This window comes from Neobacillus sp. YX16, from assembly GCF_030123505.1.
In the GTDB taxonomy this organism is placed as follows: domain Bacteria; phylum Bacillota; class Bacilli; order Bacillales; family Cytobacillaceae; genus Neobacillus.
On record NZ_CP126115.1, the window covers coordinates 1330603 to 1350800 of the forward strand.

Annotated in this window: 14 protein-coding genes, 16 tRNA genes and 3 rRNA genes; 32 read left to right on the forward strand and 1 reads right to left on the reverse strand. The window is 42.8% G+C overall.

Annotated elements, in window-relative coordinates; translation table 11 throughout:
* The 12 genes from QNH48_RS06490 to perR all read left to right on the forward strand — a co-directional run bounded on the left by QNH48_RS06490 (position 1) and on the right by perR (position 11507).
* Entirely contained in the window at positions 1 to 414 is a 414-nt protein-coding gene (locus QNH48_RS06490; RefSeq protein WP_283954260.1) for a Zn-ribbon domain-containing OB-fold protein, read from the forward strand.
* 211 nt (positions 415 to 625) lie between these two features.
* Entirely contained in the window at positions 626 to 2323 is a 1698-nt protein-coding gene (locus tag QNH48_RS06495) for a CocE/NonD family hydrolase (protein WP_283954261.1), read from the forward strand.
* A gap of 22 nt (positions 2324 to 2345) precedes the next feature.
* On the forward strand, positions 2346 to 3311 hold the full coding sequence (locus tag QNH48_RS06500; RefSeq protein ID WP_283954262.1) for an MBL fold metallo-hydrolase: 966 nt from the start codon (positions 2346 to 2348) through the stop codon (positions 3309 to 3311).
* 3 nt (positions 3312 to 3314) lie between these two features.
* On the forward strand, positions 3315 to 4007 hold the full coding sequence (locus QNH48_RS06505; protein ID WP_481858486.1) for a 3-oxoacid CoA-transferase subunit A: 693 nt from the start codon (positions 3315 to 3317) through the stop codon (positions 4005 to 4007).
* Entirely contained in the window at positions 4000 to 4683 is a 684-nt protein-coding gene (locus QNH48_RS06510) for a 3-oxoacid CoA-transferase subunit B (protein ID WP_133370568.1), read from the forward strand. Before QNH48_RS06505 ends, QNH48_RS06510 begins: the two co-directional genes overlap by 8 nt.
* A complete protein-coding gene (locus tag QNH48_RS06515; RefSeq protein ID WP_283954264.1) occupies positions 4680 to 5435 on the forward strand; it encodes a GntR family transcriptional regulator in 756 nt (251 codons plus the stop codon). The genes QNH48_RS06510 and QNH48_RS06515 overlap by 4 nt, the downstream gene beginning before the upstream one ends.
* A 131-nt stretch (positions 5436 to 5566) precedes the next feature.
* Entirely contained in the window at positions 5567 to 6667 is a 1101-nt protein-coding gene (locus QNH48_RS06520) for an FAD-dependent oxidoreductase (protein WP_283954265.1), read from the forward strand.
* Between the two features lie 115 nt (positions 6668 to 6782).
* On the forward strand, positions 6783 to 7709 hold the full coding sequence (locus QNH48_RS06525; RefSeq protein ID WP_283954266.1) for an alpha/beta hydrolase: 927 nt from the start codon (positions 6783 to 6785) through the stop codon (positions 7707 to 7709).
* A 231-nt stretch (positions 7710 to 7940) separates the two neighbouring features.
* Entirely contained in the window at positions 7941 to 9188 is a 1248-nt protein-coding gene (locus QNH48_RS06530) for an MFS transporter (RefSeq protein WP_283954267.1), read from the forward strand.
* 90 nt (positions 9189 to 9278) lie between these two features.
* Positions 9279 to 10220 carry an MBL fold metallo-hydrolase gene (locus tag QNH48_RS06535; protein ID WP_283955703.1) on the forward strand — a complete coding sequence of 314 codons (942 nt, stop codon included), beginning with the start codon at positions 9279 to 9281 and terminating at the stop codon, positions 10218 to 10220.
* 188 nt (positions 10221 to 10408) lie between these two features.
* Positions 10409 to 10966 (forward strand): cob(I)yrinic acid a,c-diamide adenosyltransferase, encoded by a 558-nt coding sequence (locus tag QNH48_RS06540; RefSeq protein WP_283954268.1) that lies wholly within the window; start codon positions 10409 to 10411, stop codon positions 10964 to 10966.
* Between the two features lie 103 nt (positions 10967 to 11069).
* Positions 11070 to 11507 (forward strand): peroxide-responsive transcriptional repressor PerR, encoded by a 438-nt coding sequence (perR, locus tag QNH48_RS06545; RefSeq protein WP_095249220.1) that lies wholly within the window; start codon positions 11070 to 11072, stop codon positions 11505 to 11507.
* A 33-nt stretch (positions 11508 to 11540) separates the two neighbouring features.
* Here perR and QNH48_RS06550 read toward each other — a convergent pair whose 3' ends face one another.
* Complete coding sequence (locus QNH48_RS06550) at positions 11541 to 11891, reverse strand: YgzB family protein (RefSeq protein WP_095249221.1); 351 nt, start codon at positions 11889 to 11891, stop codon at positions 11541 to 11543.
* A gap of 149 nt (positions 11892 to 12040) precedes the next feature.
* On the opposite strand from QNH48_RS06550, the gene QNH48_RS06555 reads away from it, so the two are divergent.
* The 20 genes from QNH48_RS06555 (at position 12041) to QNH48_RS06650 (ending at position 19738) form a co-directional block, all read left to right on the forward strand.
* Positions 12041 to 12916, forward strand: a complete 876-nt coding sequence (locus QNH48_RS06555) for a nucleotidyltransferase-like protein (protein WP_283954269.1) — start codon at positions 12041 to 12043, stop codon at positions 12914 to 12916.
* Positions 12917 to 13192: 276 nt separating this feature from the next.
* Positions 13193 to 14742, forward strand: a 16S ribosomal RNA gene (locus QNH48_RS06560).
* A gap of 191 nt (positions 14743 to 14933) precedes the next feature.
* Positions 14934 to 17871, forward strand: a 23S ribosomal RNA gene (locus QNH48_RS06565).
* A 130-nt stretch (positions 17872 to 18001) separates the two neighbouring features.
* Positions 18002 to 18117, forward strand: a 5S ribosomal RNA gene (gene rrf / locus QNH48_RS06570).
* Together the 16S, 23S and 5S rRNA genes with 16 tRNA genes alongside form the textbook arrangement of a ribosomal RNA operon.
* Before the next feature lie 17 nt (positions 18118 to 18134).
* Positions 18135 to 18209: transfer RNA gene (locus QNH48_RS06575), tRNA-Asn, on the forward strand.
* Positions 18210 to 18218: 9 nt separating this feature from the next.
* Positions 18219 to 18310: transfer RNA gene (locus QNH48_RS06580), tRNA-Ser, on the forward strand.
* 23 nt (positions 18311 to 18333) lie between these two features.
* Positions 18334 to 18408, forward strand: a tRNA-Glu gene (locus QNH48_RS06585).
* Between the two features lie 40 nt (positions 18409 to 18448).
* Positions 18449 to 18524 (forward strand) — tRNA-Val (locus tag QNH48_RS06590).
* Between the two features lie 42 nt (positions 18525 to 18566).
* Positions 18567 to 18640 (forward strand) — tRNA-Met (locus QNH48_RS06595).
* A 2-nt stretch (positions 18641 to 18642) separates the two neighbouring features.
* Positions 18643 to 18719: transfer RNA gene (locus QNH48_RS06600), tRNA-Asp, on the forward strand.
* A 28-nt stretch (positions 18720 to 18747) separates the two neighbouring features.
* Positions 18748 to 18823, forward strand: a tRNA-Phe gene (locus tag QNH48_RS06605).
* Between the two features lie 25 nt (positions 18824 to 18848).
* Positions 18849 to 18924: transfer RNA gene (locus QNH48_RS06610), tRNA-Thr, on the forward strand.
* A gap of 25 nt (positions 18925 to 18949) precedes the next feature.
* Positions 18950 to 19034: transfer RNA gene (locus tag QNH48_RS06615), tRNA-Tyr, on the forward strand.
* Between the two features lie 43 nt (positions 19035 to 19077).
* Positions 19078 to 19151 (forward strand) — tRNA-Trp (locus QNH48_RS06620).
* Between the two features lie 15 nt (positions 19152 to 19166).
* Positions 19167 to 19242: transfer RNA gene (locus QNH48_RS06625), tRNA-His, on the forward strand.
* Between the two features lie 35 nt (positions 19243 to 19277).
* Positions 19278 to 19352, forward strand: a tRNA-Gln gene (locus tag QNH48_RS06630).
* 4 nt (positions 19353 to 19356) lie between these two features.
* Positions 19357 to 19431 (forward strand) — tRNA-Gly (locus QNH48_RS06635).
* A gap of 6 nt (positions 19432 to 19437) precedes the next feature.
* A tRNA-Cys gene (locus QNH48_RS06640) sits at positions 19438 to 19508 on the forward strand.
* Positions 19509 to 19547: 39 nt separating this feature from the next.
* Positions 19548 to 19633 (forward strand) — tRNA-Leu (locus QNH48_RS06645).
* Between the two features lie 23 nt (positions 19634 to 19656).
* Positions 19657 to 19738, forward strand: a tRNA-Leu gene (locus QNH48_RS06650).
* The last annotated feature ends 460 nt before the right edge of the window (positions 19739 to 20198 follow it).

Below are 20198 nucleotides of genomic sequence, written 5' to 3' on the forward strand. Positions count from 1 at the left end.
ATGGGAACAACATTTCAAGATAGAACGATGACGATCCCTGAAATTCATCCGGAAAATAAGGAATATTGGGATGCTGCTGCACAAGGAAAACTACTAATCAAACAGTGCGATTCCTGTAGAGAGTTTCATTATTATCCACGTGTGCTATGCCCTTTTTGTATGAGTGATAAAACAACATGGGTGGAAGCAAAGGGCACTGGCAGTATTTACACCTATAGTGTGATGCGAAGAGGTGTCCCATATGCAATTGCTTTCGTTGAGATTGATGAAGGTCCGAGAATGATGACAAATATCGTTGATTGTGACCTAGATACGGTGCACATCAATCAAAGGGTAAAAGTGGTATTCAAGCAAAGCGGCGATCAAGATAATCCAGGTCCATTTATACCTTGTTTTACACCGGTAGAAGGGTGATTAGGACAAAACTCGTTGAGAGATCAATAGATTTGTCCTCAATGAGGGGTCTTGAAGACAAAACTCGTTGAAAGATCAATAGATTTGTCCTCAATGAGGAACCTTGAAGACAAAACGTGTTGAAAGTCCAAAAGATTTGTCCTCAATAAAAGGTTACATCTGCCAGATCAATAGAATTACGTAGAAGGACTAAACAGAGGAGTTGAAATAAATGAGAATCATTAAGGATGTACGCATTCCTATGCGTGATGGCATACATATAGCTGCTGATATCTACCTTCCTGATGGAGCAGCCAAAGTCCCAGCATTACTTGCAATTAGCCCGTATGGAAAGGAACTGCAAGCACAAGCGTTAACATTACCCCCACAAGCACGTCCAAGTCATCTTTGGAACGGTGCCATCGAGGCTGGCGATATCCGTGCTGTTGTCGAACGTGGCTATGCTCATATTATCGCTGACGTACGTGGTACAGGACACTCAGAAGGTCAGATGTGCGGTAACTACAATTCAGGCGGACATGGAGACGGTAAAGATATCTATGACCTCGTTGAATGGATGGCTGAACAGGATTGGTGCGATGGCAATATTGGGATGATTGGTATTTCATACTTTGCCTCTGTTCAAATTTTAGGTGCAGCAGAACAGCCGCCACACTTAAAAGCAATCTTTGCAAACGGCGGGCACTTCGATCTTTATGAACTTTGTTATCACGGCGGCATCATGTGGTTAATGCCTCGTGCTTCTCGTGAAGGACGCGGCGGTGACAGCGGTAACGCATTTAATAACGTAGCAAGTAAAAGCTCGAAAGTATTCTCTCCAGGAGAGCTCAAAGAAAAAACACAAGAGCGCTTAAACGATCCAGATATCGCACATTGGTCGGATTTTGTTCACCTATTGCATTATCAAGACCGTCACGAATTATGGATGGATTACTTATTAAATCCACTTGATGGACCATTCTGGCAAGAAAACAGTGCTATACAGGTGGCACACAAAGTTACAATCCCAACCTACTTCCAAGCAAAATGGGGCCGCGGTTGGAACGTTGAAGGTACAATCGAATGCTTCCACAAAGTAGCAGGCATAAAAAAGCTTGATATCCAAGCACTGCCGCCAATGTTAGAGCGTCCATTCCATGAAAATCATGATGAAATGTTCCGCTGGTATGATTACTGGTTAAAAGGCATTGAGAATGGCATTATGGATGAACCAACCGTGCAATTTTCTGTAGAAGGTTCTAATAAATGGCGTAAAGAAGATCACTGGCCATTGCCAAATGAGGAAAAGAAAGAGTTCTACCTTCGTCCTCGCCACAAAATTATCGATAAACCTGAGCCACTAACATCTGAATATGCACATCCGGATGGCTTCTACCAAGCACCATTAACCGTTACAACAACATCAGAAAAGATTAAATGGACGAGTGATAAATTCCTAGAGCCTTTAGAGATGACAGGTACAGGAGCTTTATATATTCATGCAGAAATCGATACCGATGATACAAACTTCATTGCTAAGCTTTACGATGTAGATCCAAACGGCAAACGTACGTTAATGACATCAGGTTATTTAAAAGCATCTCATCGTGAACTAAATGAAGATAAATCAACTTACGGTGAGCCATGGCACCCACATAACACTGTGGTACCAGTAACACCTGGAGAAATTAACGAGTATGCTATTCGCTTATACCCATTCTCTTTCTTAATAAAATCAGGACATCGGATTGAATTAGATCTTGCATGTAACGAACCACTGGATGGAGAAGATGCAAAATTATTACCGCCGGATAGCTATCACTTACCAAGTGGTCGTGCAACAACACATAAAATCTATCGTGACCGAGATCACCCATCACGTTTAGTATTGCCTGTAATTCCTAAACAGTACGACGTTACAAATAAGTAACAAAGGAAAAGAGGTGAACAACATGACAAGTGCTGTACGTGTTATACCGATTGAGTGTAAATTTGGTCCAATTTCCGCATTTGCCTATTATGTGGACGCACCGGAACCAGCAATTATCGATACAGGAGTTAGTATCTCTGCTATTCAAGATATAGAGCCAACTCTAGCTGAACATGGTATCCGCATAGAAGATATTCGTTGGATATTACTGACGCATGGTCATGTCGATCATCTCGGAGGCGCTTATGCAGTATGGGAAAAAACGGGACGAAACGCAAAAGTCGTGATTCCCAAAATTGAAGCTCGACTTTTGCGTGATAAGAATGAACAAATTGTTGATTACAAGTCGCTGCAAGGAAAATACATCACCGATCCAGCCATACAAGAAAAACATATCGCAATGCTAACAGCAGATATTGGCGGCTATATCGAACCGAACTTGGAGGTAGTGGAGGGTGATTCCATCCACTTAGGAGCTGATATTACGTTAAGAGTGGTTGAAACTCCAGGTCATTCAATCGGTTCTGTGACCTTTGTATTGGAAGACTTAGATTGGGCATTTGCAGCAGATGCTGTTCAAATGTATGGAGGTTTTAGTGGGTTGCCAACGATTGAGGAACCAACTTTATATCGCAAAAGTGTACAACGTTTGCTAGAAGAAGTTCGTCCTAACCGATTATTTTTAGGTCATCCATTCCGCAATATCAATGGAGAATTGCAAAGTGCACAAATCGAAGGTGAGCTTGTTACCACATTGTTACAAGCAAGTCTTGATATGGATGCTAAATTAAGTGATTTGGTAAAGCTCCATTTATCGAATGGACTTCCTGCCCAACAGCATGAACTGTATGGACCGTTTGAATCAATAGCTAAAGAGATTGGTTATACAGGTGATCCACGAAACCTGCCTTGCGCGTTTTTTGTTACCATGAATGGTTACTATGAAGAACTTAGTGGTTTGCATATTGAAGAGAGGAGGAACATTTAAATGATCCAGAAGAAGTATGAAAATACAGCAAAGGCAATTGCCGATATACATGATGGAGCAACGTTGCTTGTTGGTGGATTTGGGGGAAGCGGACTGCCTTCCCACCTAATAGCTGCCCTTGTAGAGCAAGGAGCTAAGAATCTAACCGTTGTATCCAATAATATTGGTGCCGTTAGTGATGGTGTTGCTGCACTAATCAGCAATAATCAAGTAAAGAAAATTATCTGCTCTTTCCCAGTGGGTCCACACGCTGACGATTTGATTGCCCGTCTTCAGAATGGCACGATTGAGTTAGAAATTGCCCCACAAGGAACATTAGCAGAACGTATCCGGGCAGGCGGTGCGGGTGTTCCGGCATTTTACACACCGACAGCAGCCCACACTGAACTTGGAGAAGGCAAGGAAACGCGTATGTTCAATGGTCGACTTCACGTCTTAGAACAAGCTATCATAGGTGACTTCGCTTTTATCAAGGGACATAAAGCAGATCGCTGGGGAAATCTTGTTTACAATAAGACACAGCGCAATTTTAATCCGGTAATGGCGACAGCAGCGAAGATTACAATTGCCGAGGTAGATGAAATCGTAGAAGTCGGAGAATTGGATCCAGAAAACATTGCCACACCGAGCGTCTACGTACATCGATTAATTAAATTGGAACCTCAAAGAGAAGGGAGGGTGTTAGTAAATGAGTAATGAACAGAAGGTTGGATGGTCAAAGATAGAGTTAGCAACTCGAGTAGCGCAAGATTTAGAAGATGGATGGTTTGTAAATCTTGGTATTGGTATACCGACACTTGTGGCCGATGTCATTCCTGAAGGACGGGAAATTATTCTCCATAGTGAGAATGGACTTCTTGGGCTGGGGCCAAAACCTGAACCAGGGGAAGAGGATATGGACCTGGTTAATGCAGGTAAGGAACCAATTACATTAAAACCAGGCGGCTGCTTTTTCTCACAATCAGACTCATTTGCGATGATCCGCGGCGGCCACCTTGATGCAGCCATATTAGGCGCATTCCAAGTCTCAATGTATGGCGATCTTGCTAGTTGGAAACTCCCTAACAAACCGCTTGGACGTGTTGGAGGAGCGATGGATTTAACGGTCGGCGCAAAGCGAGTATTCCTCTGCATGCAGCATACGAGCAAGGGAGTCCCGAAAATAGTTGAGGAATGCACCTACCCACTGACTGCACCTCGTTGTGTAGATCGTATCTATACAGACCTTGCAGTAATTGACGTGACAGATGATGGTCTTGTCGTACAAGAACTAGCTCCTGGTGTTACGTTTGAATACCTGCAGGAGAATACTGCTGCACCGCTTAAAATTCTTGAGACCAGACTTTCAAAAGGAGATTCTGCGCAGCAATGATTAAGCACGACAATAGGTTAACCATAGATCGCAGCTCATCGGTGCCCCTTTATAAACAAATCAAGGAAATTTTGATTGAGGAACTGCACGCTGCTAATGGTGAGACTGGTCGCCCCTTCAGAACCGAGCAGGATCTTGTTCAGCGCTTCCACGTGAGCCGGGCACCTGTTCGCCAGGCACTGAAGGAGCTTGCTGATGAAGGGTACGTTTATCGAGAGCGGGCGAGGGGAACATTCCCTGTTCAGGAACTCCCAGTCCGCCCCCCGGGGTTAGAGTTAGGAGGACTCGCTGGATTTCTTCGTGATCAAGGTTTAGATAGTACTTCAAAAATATTAAGTGTTGGACAGGTGTTAACCACAGAGAAACTGTGCACACTCCTCGTACTTGAGTCGAGTGATAAGGTCTTAAGAATCTCCCGTTTAATCATGCTTAAAGAGAAACCATTGGTATGGTCACAAACCCATTTATCACTCTCAAAGGATTTTCTACCGACTAAACGCGAGGTTGAGAAGGTGGATAGTGTCTTCGTGCTCCTTGAAAGAGAACTAGGTATTAGCATTTCACGAGGTGATCACCAAATTTGTGCTTCAAGCGCTGCCAGTATGGAGGCAGAGCTTTTGGGTATCAATGACGGGGACCCAGTTCTTGTAATAGAGACAAAGTTGTACACGCGTAATGATAGACTCATAGGCTGGAGAAGGGCTGTTCATAGAGCCAATGACTATAAGTTTTCTTTCACTGTTAATCGTTGAGATTTTATCTTGGCTATTAAAAATGAAAGCGATTAAATTCATCTTCATTAACAATGGTGGGAACTGCAGTAGGATTTGCTTTGGTAAGAGGAAAAACAAATATAAATTAATAGTCCAGGAGGGAAATGTTTATGAATTCAAAGTCAAATTTAAGAATTGCTATTCTCGGTGGAGGTATTGGTGGGGCATCAACGGCAGTAGCTTTACGCCATGCAGGATTTAATGTCAATATCTATGAGCAAGCAGCAGCTATAACAGAGGTAGGTGCAGGTATAGGTTTACGTCCGCCTTCCATCCATTATTTCAAGAAATGGGGCCTCTTGGAGGAAATCGAGAGAGTAACCCATAAAAGCGCCCAAATAGAGATTCTTTCAGATCAAGCGGAAGTAGTACTTAAGGAACAATGGCCAGCATTAACAGATGATCCAAATGAAAAATGGGCGAGATTGATTCATCGTGCAGACTGTCTGGATACGTTAATTAATGCAATTCCATCCGAGTTTCTCCATTTGAATCACAAATGTAAAAACATCGTTCGTCATGGAAATTATGCAGAAATTGAGTTTGAAAACGGTGTCAAAGTGGAAGCTGATTTGGTCATTGGTGCGGATGGTATTCGTTCTCTAACTCGTACGCTATTTTTCAGCCAAGCTCAGCCGGTTTTCCACCATTACCATGCATATCGGGCTCTTGTAAATGAGGAAGAAACATATGGATTGGCAACTGAAGACACACTCCGAATTATTGCGGATGATAAAGTCAATATCTATTTGTTGCCGTTGAAATATCGTAAACAAGTTTCCGTCGATATTACCGTACCACATAGCGATCCGACTGGAAGGCCGAACGTACCGAAAGAAGATATGCTTAGAGAGTTAAAGAATTACCATCCTGATCTCCAAAAGATTGCTGAAAATGTAGATCATTGGGATATTCGTGCGCTATACGATATCGATCCAATCAACCAGTGGAGCAATGAATGTATCACTTTGCTAGGGGATTCTGCACATTCAATGCTTCATAATCAAGGCCAAGGGGCAAATATGGCTATTCAAGATGCAGGTGTATTGGCTGAATGTTTACTAGAAGCTGATTCCATTGCAGAAGCTTTACAAAAGTATGAGACTCTAAGAAAACCAGTTTGCCATTTATTTCAAAATTTATCTCGTCAGTTCCATAGTGCCAAGGAAGAAACCTTTTTCCCTGAAAAAGAATTCTTTGAAAATGCTTAAGTAAAGTGTTGTAAAACTAATATCCGAGCAAATGTCTGAATATTAGCTAGGATTAGAATATTCTGTCCTTTATTTATCAAATAAGGGACAAATTGAAATACGGAGGTTATCACAGATGCCTGTACATCCAGAGATAAAAAAAATATTGGATTTCATTCCACATTCCGAATCTAAGCCAAAAATAATTCCAGAAGAACATAGAAAAATGTTCGATGCACCCGTTTTACCGGTTGAGCAGCGTGTTCAGGTTTATTCAGTTGAAGAAAGAACCATTCCTACGGTTGAAGCGGATATTCCAGTCAGAATTTATACGCATGAAGAAGCAGATTCTTATCCACTTCTGATGTATTTCCATGGTGGAGCATTTATGTCAGGTAATTTAGAAAGTCATGATGAAGTGGTTCGCCCGATTTGCAAAGAATCAGGCTATAAAGTTATTTCTGTGGGTTATCGTCTTGCTCCTGAAGATCCTTATCCAGCAGCATTAGTAGATTGCTATAATGTTACAAAGTGGGCAACAGAACATAAAGACGAATTAAAATGGGATGGTAAGAATCTTGCTATTGCTGGAGATAGTTCTGGCGGTAATTTAGTTGCTGCAGTTTCTATTATGGCTCGTGATAAAAAGGAATTTACTATTACGAAGCAAGTATTGTTTTATCCATCCTTAGACCTCGACTTTAGTGAATTTCGTTACCCTTCACTAGTGGAAAATGGAAAGGGCTATTTCGTAGAGAGCGATCAATTAGCAGAAATTAACTCCTTCTATCTATTAGGGAATGTGGATACCGATAATCCGCTTGTATCACCTATGCGAGAGGAAAATTTAGAAAACCTTCCGGCAGCTTTTGTCATTACGGCAGAATTTGATCCATTTAGAGATGAAGGGGAACTATTTGCGGAGAAGTTAAAAAAATGTGGTGTACATGTGAAATTAAAAAGATATGAAGGGGCGACACATGGCTTTTTAGGTAAATTCACACATCTTGATGAATATAAAGATGTTTACAAACGAACAGCTGATTTTTTAAGCTCCAAGTAAAAAATATTGATATGTTAACAGATTTTTTGTATGGAAGTGATCATCGTGTTAAAACCAAGCACACTATGTTAGATCACTTCCGTTTGTGTGTAATTCTTTACCACTGGCATTTTTAAACGGGAGCATCACTGGTATAGTCGCAACATGTTAGACAGAATAAAACCGCCGAAAATTTTCTTAATATTCAGAATTATATTTCAAAATAATGATTTTAGGAAGGGTGTTTTATTTATGAAAAATAAGAAGTTTTGGACGTATGAAAATAAGTTAGTAATAATCGTATTCTTCACAATTGGATTCGTATTCTTTGACCGCCTAGCGATTAACTACCTATTCCCAATGATTTCTGTAGATTTAGGACTAAACTACACGCAATTAGGATTACTTGGAGCAGCGCTTGCATTAACTTGGTCAGTATCTGGACCATTAGGGGGATTCATTTCAGATAAGGTTAAGAGTAAGAAATCGATGTTAGCGGTTTTAGTTTTGGCATTTTCAGTTGTTTCATTAATGCATGGTTTAGCACAATCATTTGCAATGTTATTCGTACTACGTCTATTAATGGGTATTGTAGAAGGTCCGCTGATTCCGCAAACACAATCGATTTTAGCAATGGAATCGTCAGAGCGTCGTAGAGGATTTAACTTAGGTTTCACCATGAATACTAGTAACGCTTTATTCGGCAGTATTTTAGCGCCTGTAGTAATCGTTGCCTTAGCAACAAATTTTGACTGGCATACTGCATTTTATTTGACGATTATACCAGGGGTTATTTTAAGCTTTGTCATCCTTAAATCTGTAAAGAATCCAGACCCAGTGAAATTCCATGCTATGCATGCTACAAAATCGACTGAAAAAATTAAAGTTAAAGATGTTCTTAAGCACCGTAATATTTGGTTATCAGTTGTTATTTTCAGTTTAGTGATGACAACACTTATGGCATTCCAAATTTTTGGACCAACCTATTTGGTGCAAGCAAAAGGTTTATCTGAAACAACCATGAGTTTTGTAATGGCTTCATTCGGGGTGGGGTATGCAATCTTTGGTTTCTTAATCCCAACACTTTCGGAGCGAACTGGTCGTAAACCAGCTTCATTAGTTTCTGGCTTTTTGCTAATACTCATCCCACTATCTATCGTTTTTGTGGATTCAATTCCATTAATGATGCTTCTTTTATTCATGGGTTCGGCTGGTTCTGGTGTAATTGGTATGTCGATGTCCGTTATTCCAGTTGAGTCTGTTCCATTACAATACTCAGGACTTGCTATCGGTTTAACAATCGGTATTGGTGAGTTGATCGGTGGATTCTTAAATCCAATGATTAATGGTGCTTTAGCAGACATGTATGGGATTCAGACACCATTATATGTAGCTGCTGCTGCAGGTGCACTTGCATTCCTATTTTGTTTCCTCTATAAAGAAACAGCACCAGCTAAAGTTCAAGCATCTCTAAGTGTTGATGCGAGTGTCCGAGTATAGTTTTACTTAATAAGTACCACCTTAGCCCGCCTCTTTTAGTAAAGACGCGGGCCAAGGTTTTTAAACTATCAAGGGGGGATTTTGTTGTTTGTGAAGAACAATATAGAAGTATTCCCTGTTATCGTTCCAGCTGCTAATAGATTGAAAAGTTATAACTTTTTCTTAGTTAAAAATGAACATTCATTAATCTTAATTGACGCTGGATTGAACACGGAAGATTGCTGGGATTCCTTACTAAAGACCTTAAAGAATCATGGTTTCACACTTACTGATATCACTGGAATTTTGTTAACGCACCATCATACAAACCATATCGGTTTAGTAAACCGAATTGTATCTACCCATTCTATTCCCGTGTATGCCCATCCTTATGCGATACACTTATTAAGAAGAGACATTGAATACGTGAAAATGAGAGCAGAGTTTTTTAGAAAGCTATATCAAGAAATGGGGGAGAAACAAGTAGCTAATTTAAAGAATCCTATCATTTTAGGTGAGAAGAATAAGATCCATTGCGAAATCCTGGAGTTCACCAATCATCAACTATTCGGTTTTGAACTTTTTGAAATCCCAGGGCACGCTCCCGATCAGGTTGCCTTTTATCATAAAGACAGTAAGTGGCTATTTGCTGGTGACATATTGATCGATACTATTTCAAGTAATGCCTATATTGAACCAAATTATGATGGGAGTCGTACAAATTCCGTGATACAACAAAAACTGTCTTTAGAGAAATGTTTGTCACTAGATGCTGAACTCGTTTATTCCGGTCACAGTATGATCATAAAAACACCTAATGAATTAATTGAAAAAAGAATTAAAGAGTTAGATGAAAAAGCGAGCAAATACATAAACATAATCAAATCGGGAATCTCAACAGCAAGTGGTGTTGCCCAATTACGATATAACGATAGGTATGAAAAACAGTTTTTCAGCATTATGTCTCAAGTGATTGGTTATCTAGATTATCTTGAATTTCAAGGGAAAATTAAAAAGGAAATGGAGAAGGGAATTTGGCATTATTATAAATAGCCTATTTTGTTTAGAAAAGGCATTTGTCCAATGCAAACAACTGTAGATTGAATATCATTTTATTAGGGCATACCTCCTCAGATAAAACTTGTTGGGTCGATTATCGACCCTTTTTTTATTAAATTAATACCCTTGGTTACTTACATATATTAGTATTAAGATAAATGAACTTTAATGGGGGAAATATAATGAAGATTTATACAAAAACCGGTGATAAAGGAACGACATCTTTAATTTATGGGCAAAGGGTTGCAAAAAACGACTTGCGGGTAGAAGCGTATGGGACCTGCGATGAAACGAATTCAATGATTGGACTTGCATTAAGTTATATAAATGGTGAATCTTTTCAAAAGAAAGTATTAATAGAGAATGTGTATCATAAAATACAAACAAATCTGTTTCATGTTGGTGCAGAACTGGCTACACCAAAGGGAAAGGAAGTAAAGTGGTCTCTTAATCCAAGTGATATTGAAGAAATGGAAAAACATATTGATGAACTAAATGAATCACTCCCAGCATTGACTAATTTTATCTTGCCTGGAGGACATCCAGCTGGTGCTGCATTCCATGTTGCCCGGACCACGGCAAGAAGAGCAGAAAGATGTGCCGTTTCTTTGGGGGAAGATGTAAATCCTCTTGTTTTGGCATATTTAAATAGGCTATCTGACTTGCTATTTGTAACAGCTCGATTTGTAAATCACGTACTAGGTATTACAGAGCAAACGTTACACAATGAAAAAAAATAAACATTTGCTTCATTATGATATATCAATATTGACAAAAGTATTAATTCCTTAGTAAACTAATTATAACAATTATAATTTAAGAATATTTGTGGAATAGAGGTGCATGGCGATGAATCAGTTAAAAGAAGCGTTGGATACTTTAAAGGAAACGGGAGTACGTATAACTCCACAACGTCATGCGATACTTGAATTTTTAATAAACTCAATGTCACATCCTACTGCAGATGATATTTATAAAGCCTTAGAAGGGAAATTCCCTAATATGAGTGTGGCAACAGTTTACAATAATTTACGAGTATTTCGTGAAGTAGGTTTAGTAAAAGAATTAACATATGGTGATGCTTCGGCACGCTTTGATTTTGTCACATCTCACCATTACCATGTGATTTGTGAGAGCTGTGGAAAAATAGTTGATTTCCATTACCCCGGATTAAATGAAGTAGAACAACTTGCTTCACATGTGACGGGTTTTAAAGTGAATAATCATCGAATGGAAGTTTACGGTACATGTCCTGAGTGTACGAGTAAAGAAGTACATTAACACAGCAAAAAAGCCGATTAAGAAAATCGGCTTTTATTTTTTTGATTTTTTATTATAGGATTCATCAAATTCTTTGCCTACTAGGGCAGGATCCAGGGTTATAGGTTCTCTACAATGCATACACATATCTACTCTTCCGAGCATTTTTGTGTGTTTTCCGCAAGTTGGACATTTTACTTGTATCGTCCTAGTTGATAACATCCCAATCCAAAAATAAACAACAGTGCTAGCAATAATGAATAAAAGTCCTATTAGCATGAAAATGGTCATAACAAGTGGAGAGTTACGAAAATAAATTCCACCATACATAACAATAAAACCAATAAAGATTAAGGATAATGCAAAACTACGGATTTTATTTATCTTACTTGAATATTTAGCCATAAATTCTCCTCCTAGACAAACTATACCATATTTACATCTCGTGAAAAAATGTTATGTTAAAGAATGTCGAAATTTGTCTCTTTAATAAGAAGGAGATTTATTATTACTGTCGAACATATAGTTTATCGAAAATTATGGAGGAATGATGAATGAAAGACATTCTTCGGCCCATTTATCAGGAACGGGCTAGTCAATCCAATACACTTGGAGTATTGATGGTAGAAAAAAGACATAAATCAAGCCATACCACAGACACCTTTGATGTAATACTTTTAATTATTGTAAAAGAGGGAGAGCAGCCATTATTAATAAAGCACTATACTTATAATGATAGTAAGGCGGCAATGCACATCGTCACAGAGGGCCAATTAAATGATTGGCTTCTATTAGGCACGAATAGAAAAATATTTGAATGGCTTCAAAATGCAAAGATATTGTTTGATCGAAATGAATATATAGAAAATCTAAAAACAGAATTACGTGAATTTCCTTTTAATGGCCGTAAGATGAAAATGGGCTTAGAATTTGCAAAGCTGATAAGACGGTATATCGATGGAAAGGCGCTCTTTGAAAACAAACAATATCTAGACGCATATAATTATGTTGTTCATTCTTTACACCACTTAGCAAGACTTGCTGTGATTGAAAATGGTCTTCATCCCGAATTAACTGTTTGGCAGCAGGTAAAACAGATTGAACCGGAGATTGTAAAATTATATGAAGAACTTGTTAATAGTGAAGAAGCGATTGAAAAAAGGCTGGAGCTACTCTTTTTAGCCAGTGAGTTTATGATTCATTCTCGAACTAAAGTGGGTTGTGCCCATCTTTTAGAGGTTCTAAGTACAAAGGAATATTGGACCTTCAACGAGATTCAAAATGAAAAAGATTTAATTCCTTATTCTGTAGATTTGGCCGTTCTGATTGAGTTCCTAATTGAAAAAGGATTAATAGATGTTGTTAGTCTTGATACAAAGGGACATGGGATATTTCATCGATGTTATCAGGTGAGTAAAAAATTAACTTAAAAAAACAATAAAACCTATTGACCTTTTTTGAGATACTTGTTATATTAATAACCGTCGCTGCGAACGAAAGACTTCAAGTACTTCGCAAATGACGGTTATATTTTTTTGAAAAATAATATTGACACTGTAAATTAAGATGTGTTATATTATAAAAGTCGCTTACGAGCGAAGATGATAATTGCTCTTTGAAAACTAAACAAACAAGAACGTCAACAAACACTTTTTTAGCTTTTTAGAAAAGCTAAGCCAACGTAACATTTTTGAGCTATATCAACTTTCTTGGAGAGTTTGATCCTGGCTCAGGACGAACGCTGGCGGCGTGCCTAATACATGCAAGTCGAGCGAATCTTGAGGTGCTTGCACCTCTTGGTTAGCGGCGGACGGGTGAGTAACACGTGGGCAACCTGCCTGTAAGACTGGGATAACTTCGGGAAACCGGAGCTAATACCGGATAATCCTTTTCCTTTCATGAGGAAAAGCTGAAAGTCGGTTTACGCTGACACTTACAGATGGGCCCGCGGCGCATTAGCTAGTTGGTGAGGTAACGGCTCACCAAGGCGACGATGCGTAGCCGACCTGAGAGGGTGATCGGCCACACTGGGACTGAGACACGGCCCAGACTCCTACGGGAGGCAGCAGTAGGGAATCTTCCGCAATGGACGAAAGTCTGACGGAGCAACGCCGCGTGAGCGATGAAGGCCTTCGGGTCGTAAAGCTCTGTTGTTAGGGAAGAACAAGTATCGGAGTAACTGCCGGTACCTTGACGGTACCTAACCAGAAAGCCACGGCTAACTACGTGCCAGCAGCCGCGGTAATACGTAGGTGGCAAGCGTTGTCCGGAATTATTGGGCGTAAAGCGCGCGCAGGCGGTCCTTTAAGTCTGATGTGAAAGCCCACGGCTCAACCGTGGAGGGTCATTGGAAACTGGGGGACTTGAGTACAGAAGAGGAAAGCGGAATTCCACGTGTAGCGGTGAAATGCGTAGAGATGTGGAGGAACACCAGTGGCGAAGGCGGCTTTCTGGTCTGTAACTGACGCTGAGGCGCGAAAGCGTGGGGAGCAAACAGGATTAGATACCCTGGTAGTCCACGCCGTAAACGATGAGTGCTAAGTGTTAGAGGGTTTCCGCCCTTTAGTGCTGCAGCTAACGCATTAAGCACTCCGCCTGGGGAGTACGGCCGCAAGGCTGAAACTCAAAGGAATTGACGGGGGCCCGCACAAGCGGTGGAGCATGTGGTTTAATTCGAAGCAACGCGAAGAACCTTACCAGGTCTTGACATCCTCTGACACTCCTAGAGATAGGACGTTCCCCTTCGGGGGACAGAGTGACAGGTGGTGCATGGTTGTCGTCAGCTCGTGTCGTGAGATGTTGGGTTAAGTCCCGCAACGAGCGCAACCCTTGTTCTTAGTTGCCAGCATTCAGTTGGGCACTCTAAGGAGACTGCCGGTGACAAACCGGAGGAAGGTGGGGATGACGTCAAATCATCATGCCCCTTATGACCTGGGCTACACACGTGCTACAATGGATGGTACAAAGGGCTGCAAGACCGCGAGGTTTAGCCAATCCCATAAAACCATTCTCAGTTCGGATTGTAGGCTGCAACTCGCCTACATGAAGCCGGAATCGCTAGTAATCGCGGATCAGCATGCCGCGGTGAATACGTTCCCGGGCCTTGTACACACCGCCCGTCACACCACGAGAGTTTGTAACACCCGAAGTCGGTGGGGTAACCGTAAGGAGCCAGCCGCCTAAGGTGGGACAGATGATTGGGGTGAAGTCGTAACAAGGTAGCCGTATCGGAAGGTGCGGCTGGATCACCTCCTTTCTAAGGATAATGCAGTCCTTGTGGACTGATAAGAAGTTGACTGTTACTTGTTTGTTTAGTTTTGAGAGTGCAATTTCTCTCGAAACATTTGTTCCTTGAAAACTAGATAATCGTAAGAAGAAGTCAAAGTAAAACCGAGAATCGCCATTTTAGTTTTTCTCTCTTATTAATAAGAAGAGTATAACCTTTTAGGTTAAGTTAGAAAGGGCGCACGGTGGATGCCTTGGCACTAGGAGCCGATGAAGGACGGGACTAACACCGATATGCTTCGGGGAGCTGTAAGTAAGCTTTGATCCGGAGATTTCCGAATGGGGGAACCCACTGCTCGTAATGGAGTAGTATCTTTACCTGAATACATAGGGTATTGAAGGCAGACCCGGGGAACTGAAACATCTAAGTACCCGGAGGAAGAGAAAGCAAACGCGATTCCCTGAGTAGCGGCGAGCGAAACGGGACATAGCCCAAACCAAGAGGCTTGCCTCTTGGGGTTGTAGGACACTCAACATGGAGTTACAAAGGAACGGGGTAGATGAAGCGGTCTGGAAAGGCCCGTCATAGAAGGTAAAAACCCTGTAGTTGAAACTTCGTTCCCTCCTGAGTGGATCCTGAGTACGGCCGGACACGAGAAATCCGGTCGGAAGCTGGGAGGACCATCTCCCAAGGCTAAATACTCCCTAGTGACCGATAGTGAACCAGTACCGTGAGGGAAAGGTGAAAAGCACCCCGGAAGGGGAGTGAAATAGATCCTGAAACCGTGTGCCTACAAGTAGTTAGAGCCCGTTAATGGGTGATAGCGTGCCTTTTGTAGAATGAACCGGCGAGTTACGATTACATGCAAGGTTAAGTTGAAGAGACGGAGCCGCAGCGAAAGCGAGTCTGAATAGGGCGATTTTAGTATGTGGTCGTAGACCCGAAACCAGGTGATCTACCCATGTCCAGGGTGAAGTCCAGGTAACACTGGATGGAGGCCCGAACCCACGCACGTTGAAAAGTGCGGGGATGAGGTGTGGGTAGCGGAGAAATTCCAATCGAACTTGGAGATAGCTGGTTCTCTCCGAAATAGCTTTAGGGCTAGCCTCACGTTGTAAGAGTCTTGGAGGTAGAGCACTGTTTGGACTAGGGGCCCTCATCGGGTTACCGAATTCAGACAAACTCCGAATGCCAAAGACTTATCCGTGGGAGTCAGACTGCGAGTGATAAGATCCGTAGTCAAAAGGGAAACAGCCCAGACCACCAGCTAAGGTCCCAAAGTTTACGTTAAGTGGAAAAGGATGTGGAGTTGCTTAGACAACCAGGATGTTGGCTTAGAAGCAGCCACCATTTAAAGAGTGCGTAATAGCTCACTGGTCGAGTGACTCTGCGCCGAAAATGTACCGGGGCTAAACGTAACACCGAAGCTGTGGATTGACACCGTATGGTGTCAGTGGTAGGAGAGCGTTCTAAGGGCGTTGAAGCTAGACCGTAAGGACTGGTGGAGCGCTTAGAAGTGAGAATGCCGGTATGAGTAGCGAAAGACGGGTGAGAATCCCGTCCACCGTATGCCTAAGGTTTCCTGAGGAAGGCTCGTCCTCTCAGGGTTAGTCGGGACCTAAGCCGAGGCCGAAAGGCGTAGGCGATGGACAACAGGTTGATATTCCTGTACCACCTCTTTATCGTTTGAGTGATGGGGGGACGCAGGAGGATAGGGTAAGCGCGCTGTTGGATATGCGCGTCCAAGCAGTTAGGCTGGTAAGCAGGAAAATCCGCTTACCGTAAAGGCTGAGCTGTGATGGCGAGGGAAATATAGTACCGAAGTTCCTGATTCCACACTGCCAAGAAAAGCCTCTAGCGAGATAAAAGGTGCCCGTACCGCAAACCGACACAGGTAGGCGAGGAGAGAATCCTAAGGTGTGCGAGAGAACTCTCGTTAAGGAACTCGGCAAAATGACCCCGTAACTTCGGGAGAAGGGGTGCTTTTTGAGGTGAATAGCCTCGAAGAGCCGCAGTGAATAGGCCCAGGCGACTGTTTAGCAAAAACACAGGTCTCTGCGAAGCCGCAAGGCGAAGTATAGGGGCTGACGCCTGCCCGGTGCTGGAAGGTTAAGAGGAGGGGTTAGCGCAAGCGAAGCTCTGAATCGAAGCCCCAGTAAACGGCGGCCGTAACTATAACGGTCCTAAGGTAGCGAAATTCCTTGTCGGGTAAGTTCCGACCCGCACGAAAGGCGTAACGATCTGGGCACTGTCTCAACGAGAGACTCGGTGAAATTATAGTACCTGTGAAGATGCAGGTTACCCGCGACAGGACGGAAAGACCCCGTGGAGCTTTACTGTAGCCTGATATTGAATTTTGGTACAGCTTGTACAGGATAGGTAGGAGCCTGAGAAACCGGAGCGCTAGCTTCGGTGGAGGCGTCGGTGGGATACTACCCTGGCTGTATTGAAATTCTAACCCGCACCCCTTATCGGGGTGGGAGACAGTGTCAGGTGGGCAGTTTGACTGGGGCGGTCGCCTCCTAAAGAGTAACGGAGGCGCCCAAAGGTTCCCTCAGAATGGTTGGAAATCATTCGCAGAGTGTAAAGGCACAAGGGAGCTTGACTGCGAGACCTACAAGTCGAGCAGGGACGAAAGTCGGGCTTAGTGATCCGGTGGTTCCGCATGGAAGGGCCATCGCTCAACGGATAAAAGCTACCCCGGGGATAACAGGCTTATCTCCCCCAAGAGTCCACATCGACGGGGAGGTTTGGCACCTCGATGTCGGCTCATCGCATCCTGGGGCTGTAGTCGGTCCCAAGGGTTGGGCTGTTCGCCCATTAAAGCGGTACGCGAGCTGGGTTCAGAACGTCGTGAGACAGTTCGGTCCCTATCCGTCGTGGGCGCAGGAAATTTGAGAGGAGCTGTCCTTAGTACGAGAGGACCGGGATGGACGCACCGCTGGTGTACCAGTTGTCTTGCCAAAGGCATCGCTGGGTAGCTATGTGCGGACGGGATAAGTGCTGAAAGCATCTAAGCATGAAGCCCCCCTCAAGATGAGATTTCCCATAGCGTCAAGCTAGTAAGAACCCTGAAAGATGATCAGGTTGATAGGTCAGAGGTGGAAGCGTGGTAACATGTGGAGCTGACTGATACTAATCGTTCGAGGACTTAACCAATTTTTAAAAGCGAACTCGTTTTACAAACTTCTTCTGCATTATCTAGTTTTGAGGGAATGAATTATTTTCAAAAACCTCTTGAAAAATATCGAAAAGACAGTATAATAAAGATTGTCTTTGAGAAAAGTAGTCTGGTAATAATGGCGAGAAGGTCACACCCGTTCCCATACCGAACACGGAAGTTAAGCTTCTCAGCGCCGATGGTAGTTGGAACTTTGTTCCTGTGAGAGTAGGACGTTGCCAGGCTGCATCAATTTTATTATTCCGCAGTAGCTCAGTGGTAGAGCTATCGGCTGTTAACCGATCGGTCGTAGGTTCGAGTCCTACCTGCGGAGCCATTCTTTTATGGAGAGCTGTCCGAGTGGCCGAAGGAGCACGATTGGAAATCGTGTAGGCGGGTAACCCTGTCTCAAGGGTTCAAATCCCTTGCTCTCCGCCATAAAAACACAATCTATTATTAATGGCCCCTTGGTCAAGTGGTTAAGACACCTCCCTTTCACGGAGGTAACACGGGTTCGAATCCCGTAGGGGTCACCAGTGTTATGTCTCAACATTGAAAATAGTATATCTTAAATATGGAGGATTAGCTCAGCTGGGAGAGCATCTGCCTTACAAGCAGAGGGTCGGCGGTTCGATCCCGTCATCCTCCACCAAATTTTTTCACGATAGTGAAAAAAATCTTTAATTTTTATTGTCGCGGGGTGGAGCAGTCCGGTAGCTCGTCGGGCTCATAACCCGAAGGTCGCAGGTTCAAATCCTGTCCCCGCAATTGGTCTGGTAGTTCAGTTGGTTAGAATGCCTGCCTGTCACGCAGGAGGTCGCGGGTTCGAGTCCCGTCCAGACCGCCATTTCTTTTTGAAATAGGCTTTATAGTGTGGCTCAGTAGCTCAGTCGGTAGAGCAAAGGACTGAAAATCCTTGTGTCGGCGGTTCGATTCCGTCCTGAGCCACCATTTTTATTCTATTGATTATATGCTTGCCGGTTTAGCTCAATTGGTAGAGCAACTGACTTGTAATCAGTAGGTTGGGGGTTCAAGTCCTCTAGCCGGCACCATCTGGTTTTTTACATCATAATATGTGGAGGGGTAGCGAAGTGGCTAAACGCGGCGGACTGTAAATCCGCTCCCTCCGGGTTCGGCGGTTCGAATCCGTCCCCCTCCACCAATGTTTTTTCACTTTAGTGAAAATAACCAATGTTTTTCATTTTAGGGGTATAGTTTAAAGGTAGAACGAAGGTCTCCAAAACCTTTGGTGTGGGTTCAATTCCTACTACCCCTGCCAATTAATTTTATTATGGCGATTGTGGCGAAGTGGTTAACGCACCTGATTGTGGTTCAGGCATTCGTGGGTTCGATTCCCATCAGTCGCCCCATAAGATCATTTTGTAAGATAATAAAATTTTATCATTGGGCTATAGCCAAGCGGTAAGGCATCGCACTTTGACTGCGACATGCGTTGGTTCAAATCCAGCTAGCCCAGCCAATTTGCGGAAGTAGTTCAGTGGTAGAACACCACCTTGCCAAGGTGGGGGTCGCGGGTTCGAATCCCGTCTTCCGCTCCATTATATGGCGGCATAGCCAAGTGGTAAGGCAGAGGTCTGCAAAACCTTTACCACCGGTTCGAATCCGGTTGCCGCCTTCAAGTATTTTATTTATGTTTTATAGCGCATTTCATTGCGCCGGGGTGGCGGAACTGGCAGACGCACAGGACTTAAAATCCTGCGGTAGGTGACTACCGTACCGGTTCGATTCCGGTCCTCGGCATTACCTTAACTGAATTTTATTATGCCGGTGTGGCGGAATTGGCAGACGCGCACGACTCAAAATCGTGTTCCGCAAGGAGTGTCGGTTCGACCCCGACCACCGGTATCTAAAAAAACTCACAAATGTTGGTAACTCAACGTTTGTGAGTTTTTTTGTCGTTCAGGAAATAATAGATTACCTCGGCGATCACTCATAAGATAGATGAATGCCTGTGAATAGCTAAAAGAAGGACGAGCGGTCTCTTAAAAAAGGTCCACTGCTAACATCCAATAAATTAATAATATTTCAGGATACTCCGAATCGTTTTTCTACTTTGAAAGGCTCTTATCTAAAATCATTTTCGATTTTAGATAATGCAAGTATTTGATTCCCGTCGAACCCTAAAAATCGTGGTTAATGGGAATCAGACGAGCCATCTGATTCCCATTGAACCGAAAAATCATGTTAAAGGGAATCAGAGGAACTATCTGATTCCCTTTGAACTTAAAATATCATGATAGAGGGAATCAGACGAACTATCTGATTACCGTTGGCCCTGAAAAATCATGCTAGAGGGAATCAGACG

Coding starts and splice junctions, on each gene's coding strand:
- QNH48_RS06490 (WP_283954260.1), top strand. CDS start 1: ATGGGAACAACATTTCAAGATAGAACGATGACGATCCCTGAAATTCAT.
- QNH48_RS06495 (WP_283954261.1), top strand. CDS start 626: ATGAGAATCATTAAGGATGTACGCATTCCTATGCGTGATGGCATACAT.
- QNH48_RS06500 (WP_283954262.1), top strand. CDS start 2,346: ATGACAAGTGCTGTACGTGTTATACCGATTGAGTGTAAATTTGGTCCA.
- QNH48_RS06510 (WP_133370568.1), top strand. CDS start 4,000: ATGAGTAATGAACAGAAGGTTGGATGGTCAAAGATAGAGTTAGCAACT.
- QNH48_RS06515 (WP_283954264.1), top strand. CDS start 4,680: ATGATTAAGCACGACAATAGGTTAACCATAGATCGCAGCTCATCGGTG.
- QNH48_RS06520 (WP_283954265.1), top strand. CDS start 5,567: ATGAATTCAAAGTCAAATTTAAGAATTGCTATTCTCGGTGGAGGTATT.
- QNH48_RS06525 (WP_283954266.1), top strand. CDS start 6,783: ATGCCTGTACATCCAGAGATAAAAAAAATATTGGATTTCATTCCACAT.
- QNH48_RS06530 (WP_283954267.1), top strand. CDS start 7,941: ATGAAAAATAAGAAGTTTTGGACGTATGAAAATAAGTTAGTAATAATC.
- QNH48_RS06540 (WP_283954268.1), top strand. CDS start 10,409: ATGAAGATTTATACAAAAACCGGTGATAAAGGAACGACATCTTTAATT.
- perR (WP_095249220.1), top strand. CDS start 11,070: ATGGCGATGAATCAGTTAAAAGAAGCGTTGGATACTTTAAAGGAAACG.
- QNH48_RS06550 (WP_095249221.1), bottom strand. CDS start 11,891: ATGGCTAAATATTCAAGTAAGATAAATAAAATCCGTAGTTTTGCATTA.
- QNH48_RS06555 (WP_283954269.1), top strand. CDS start 12,041: ATGAAAGACATTCTTCGGCCCATTTATCAGGAACGGGCTAGTCAATCC.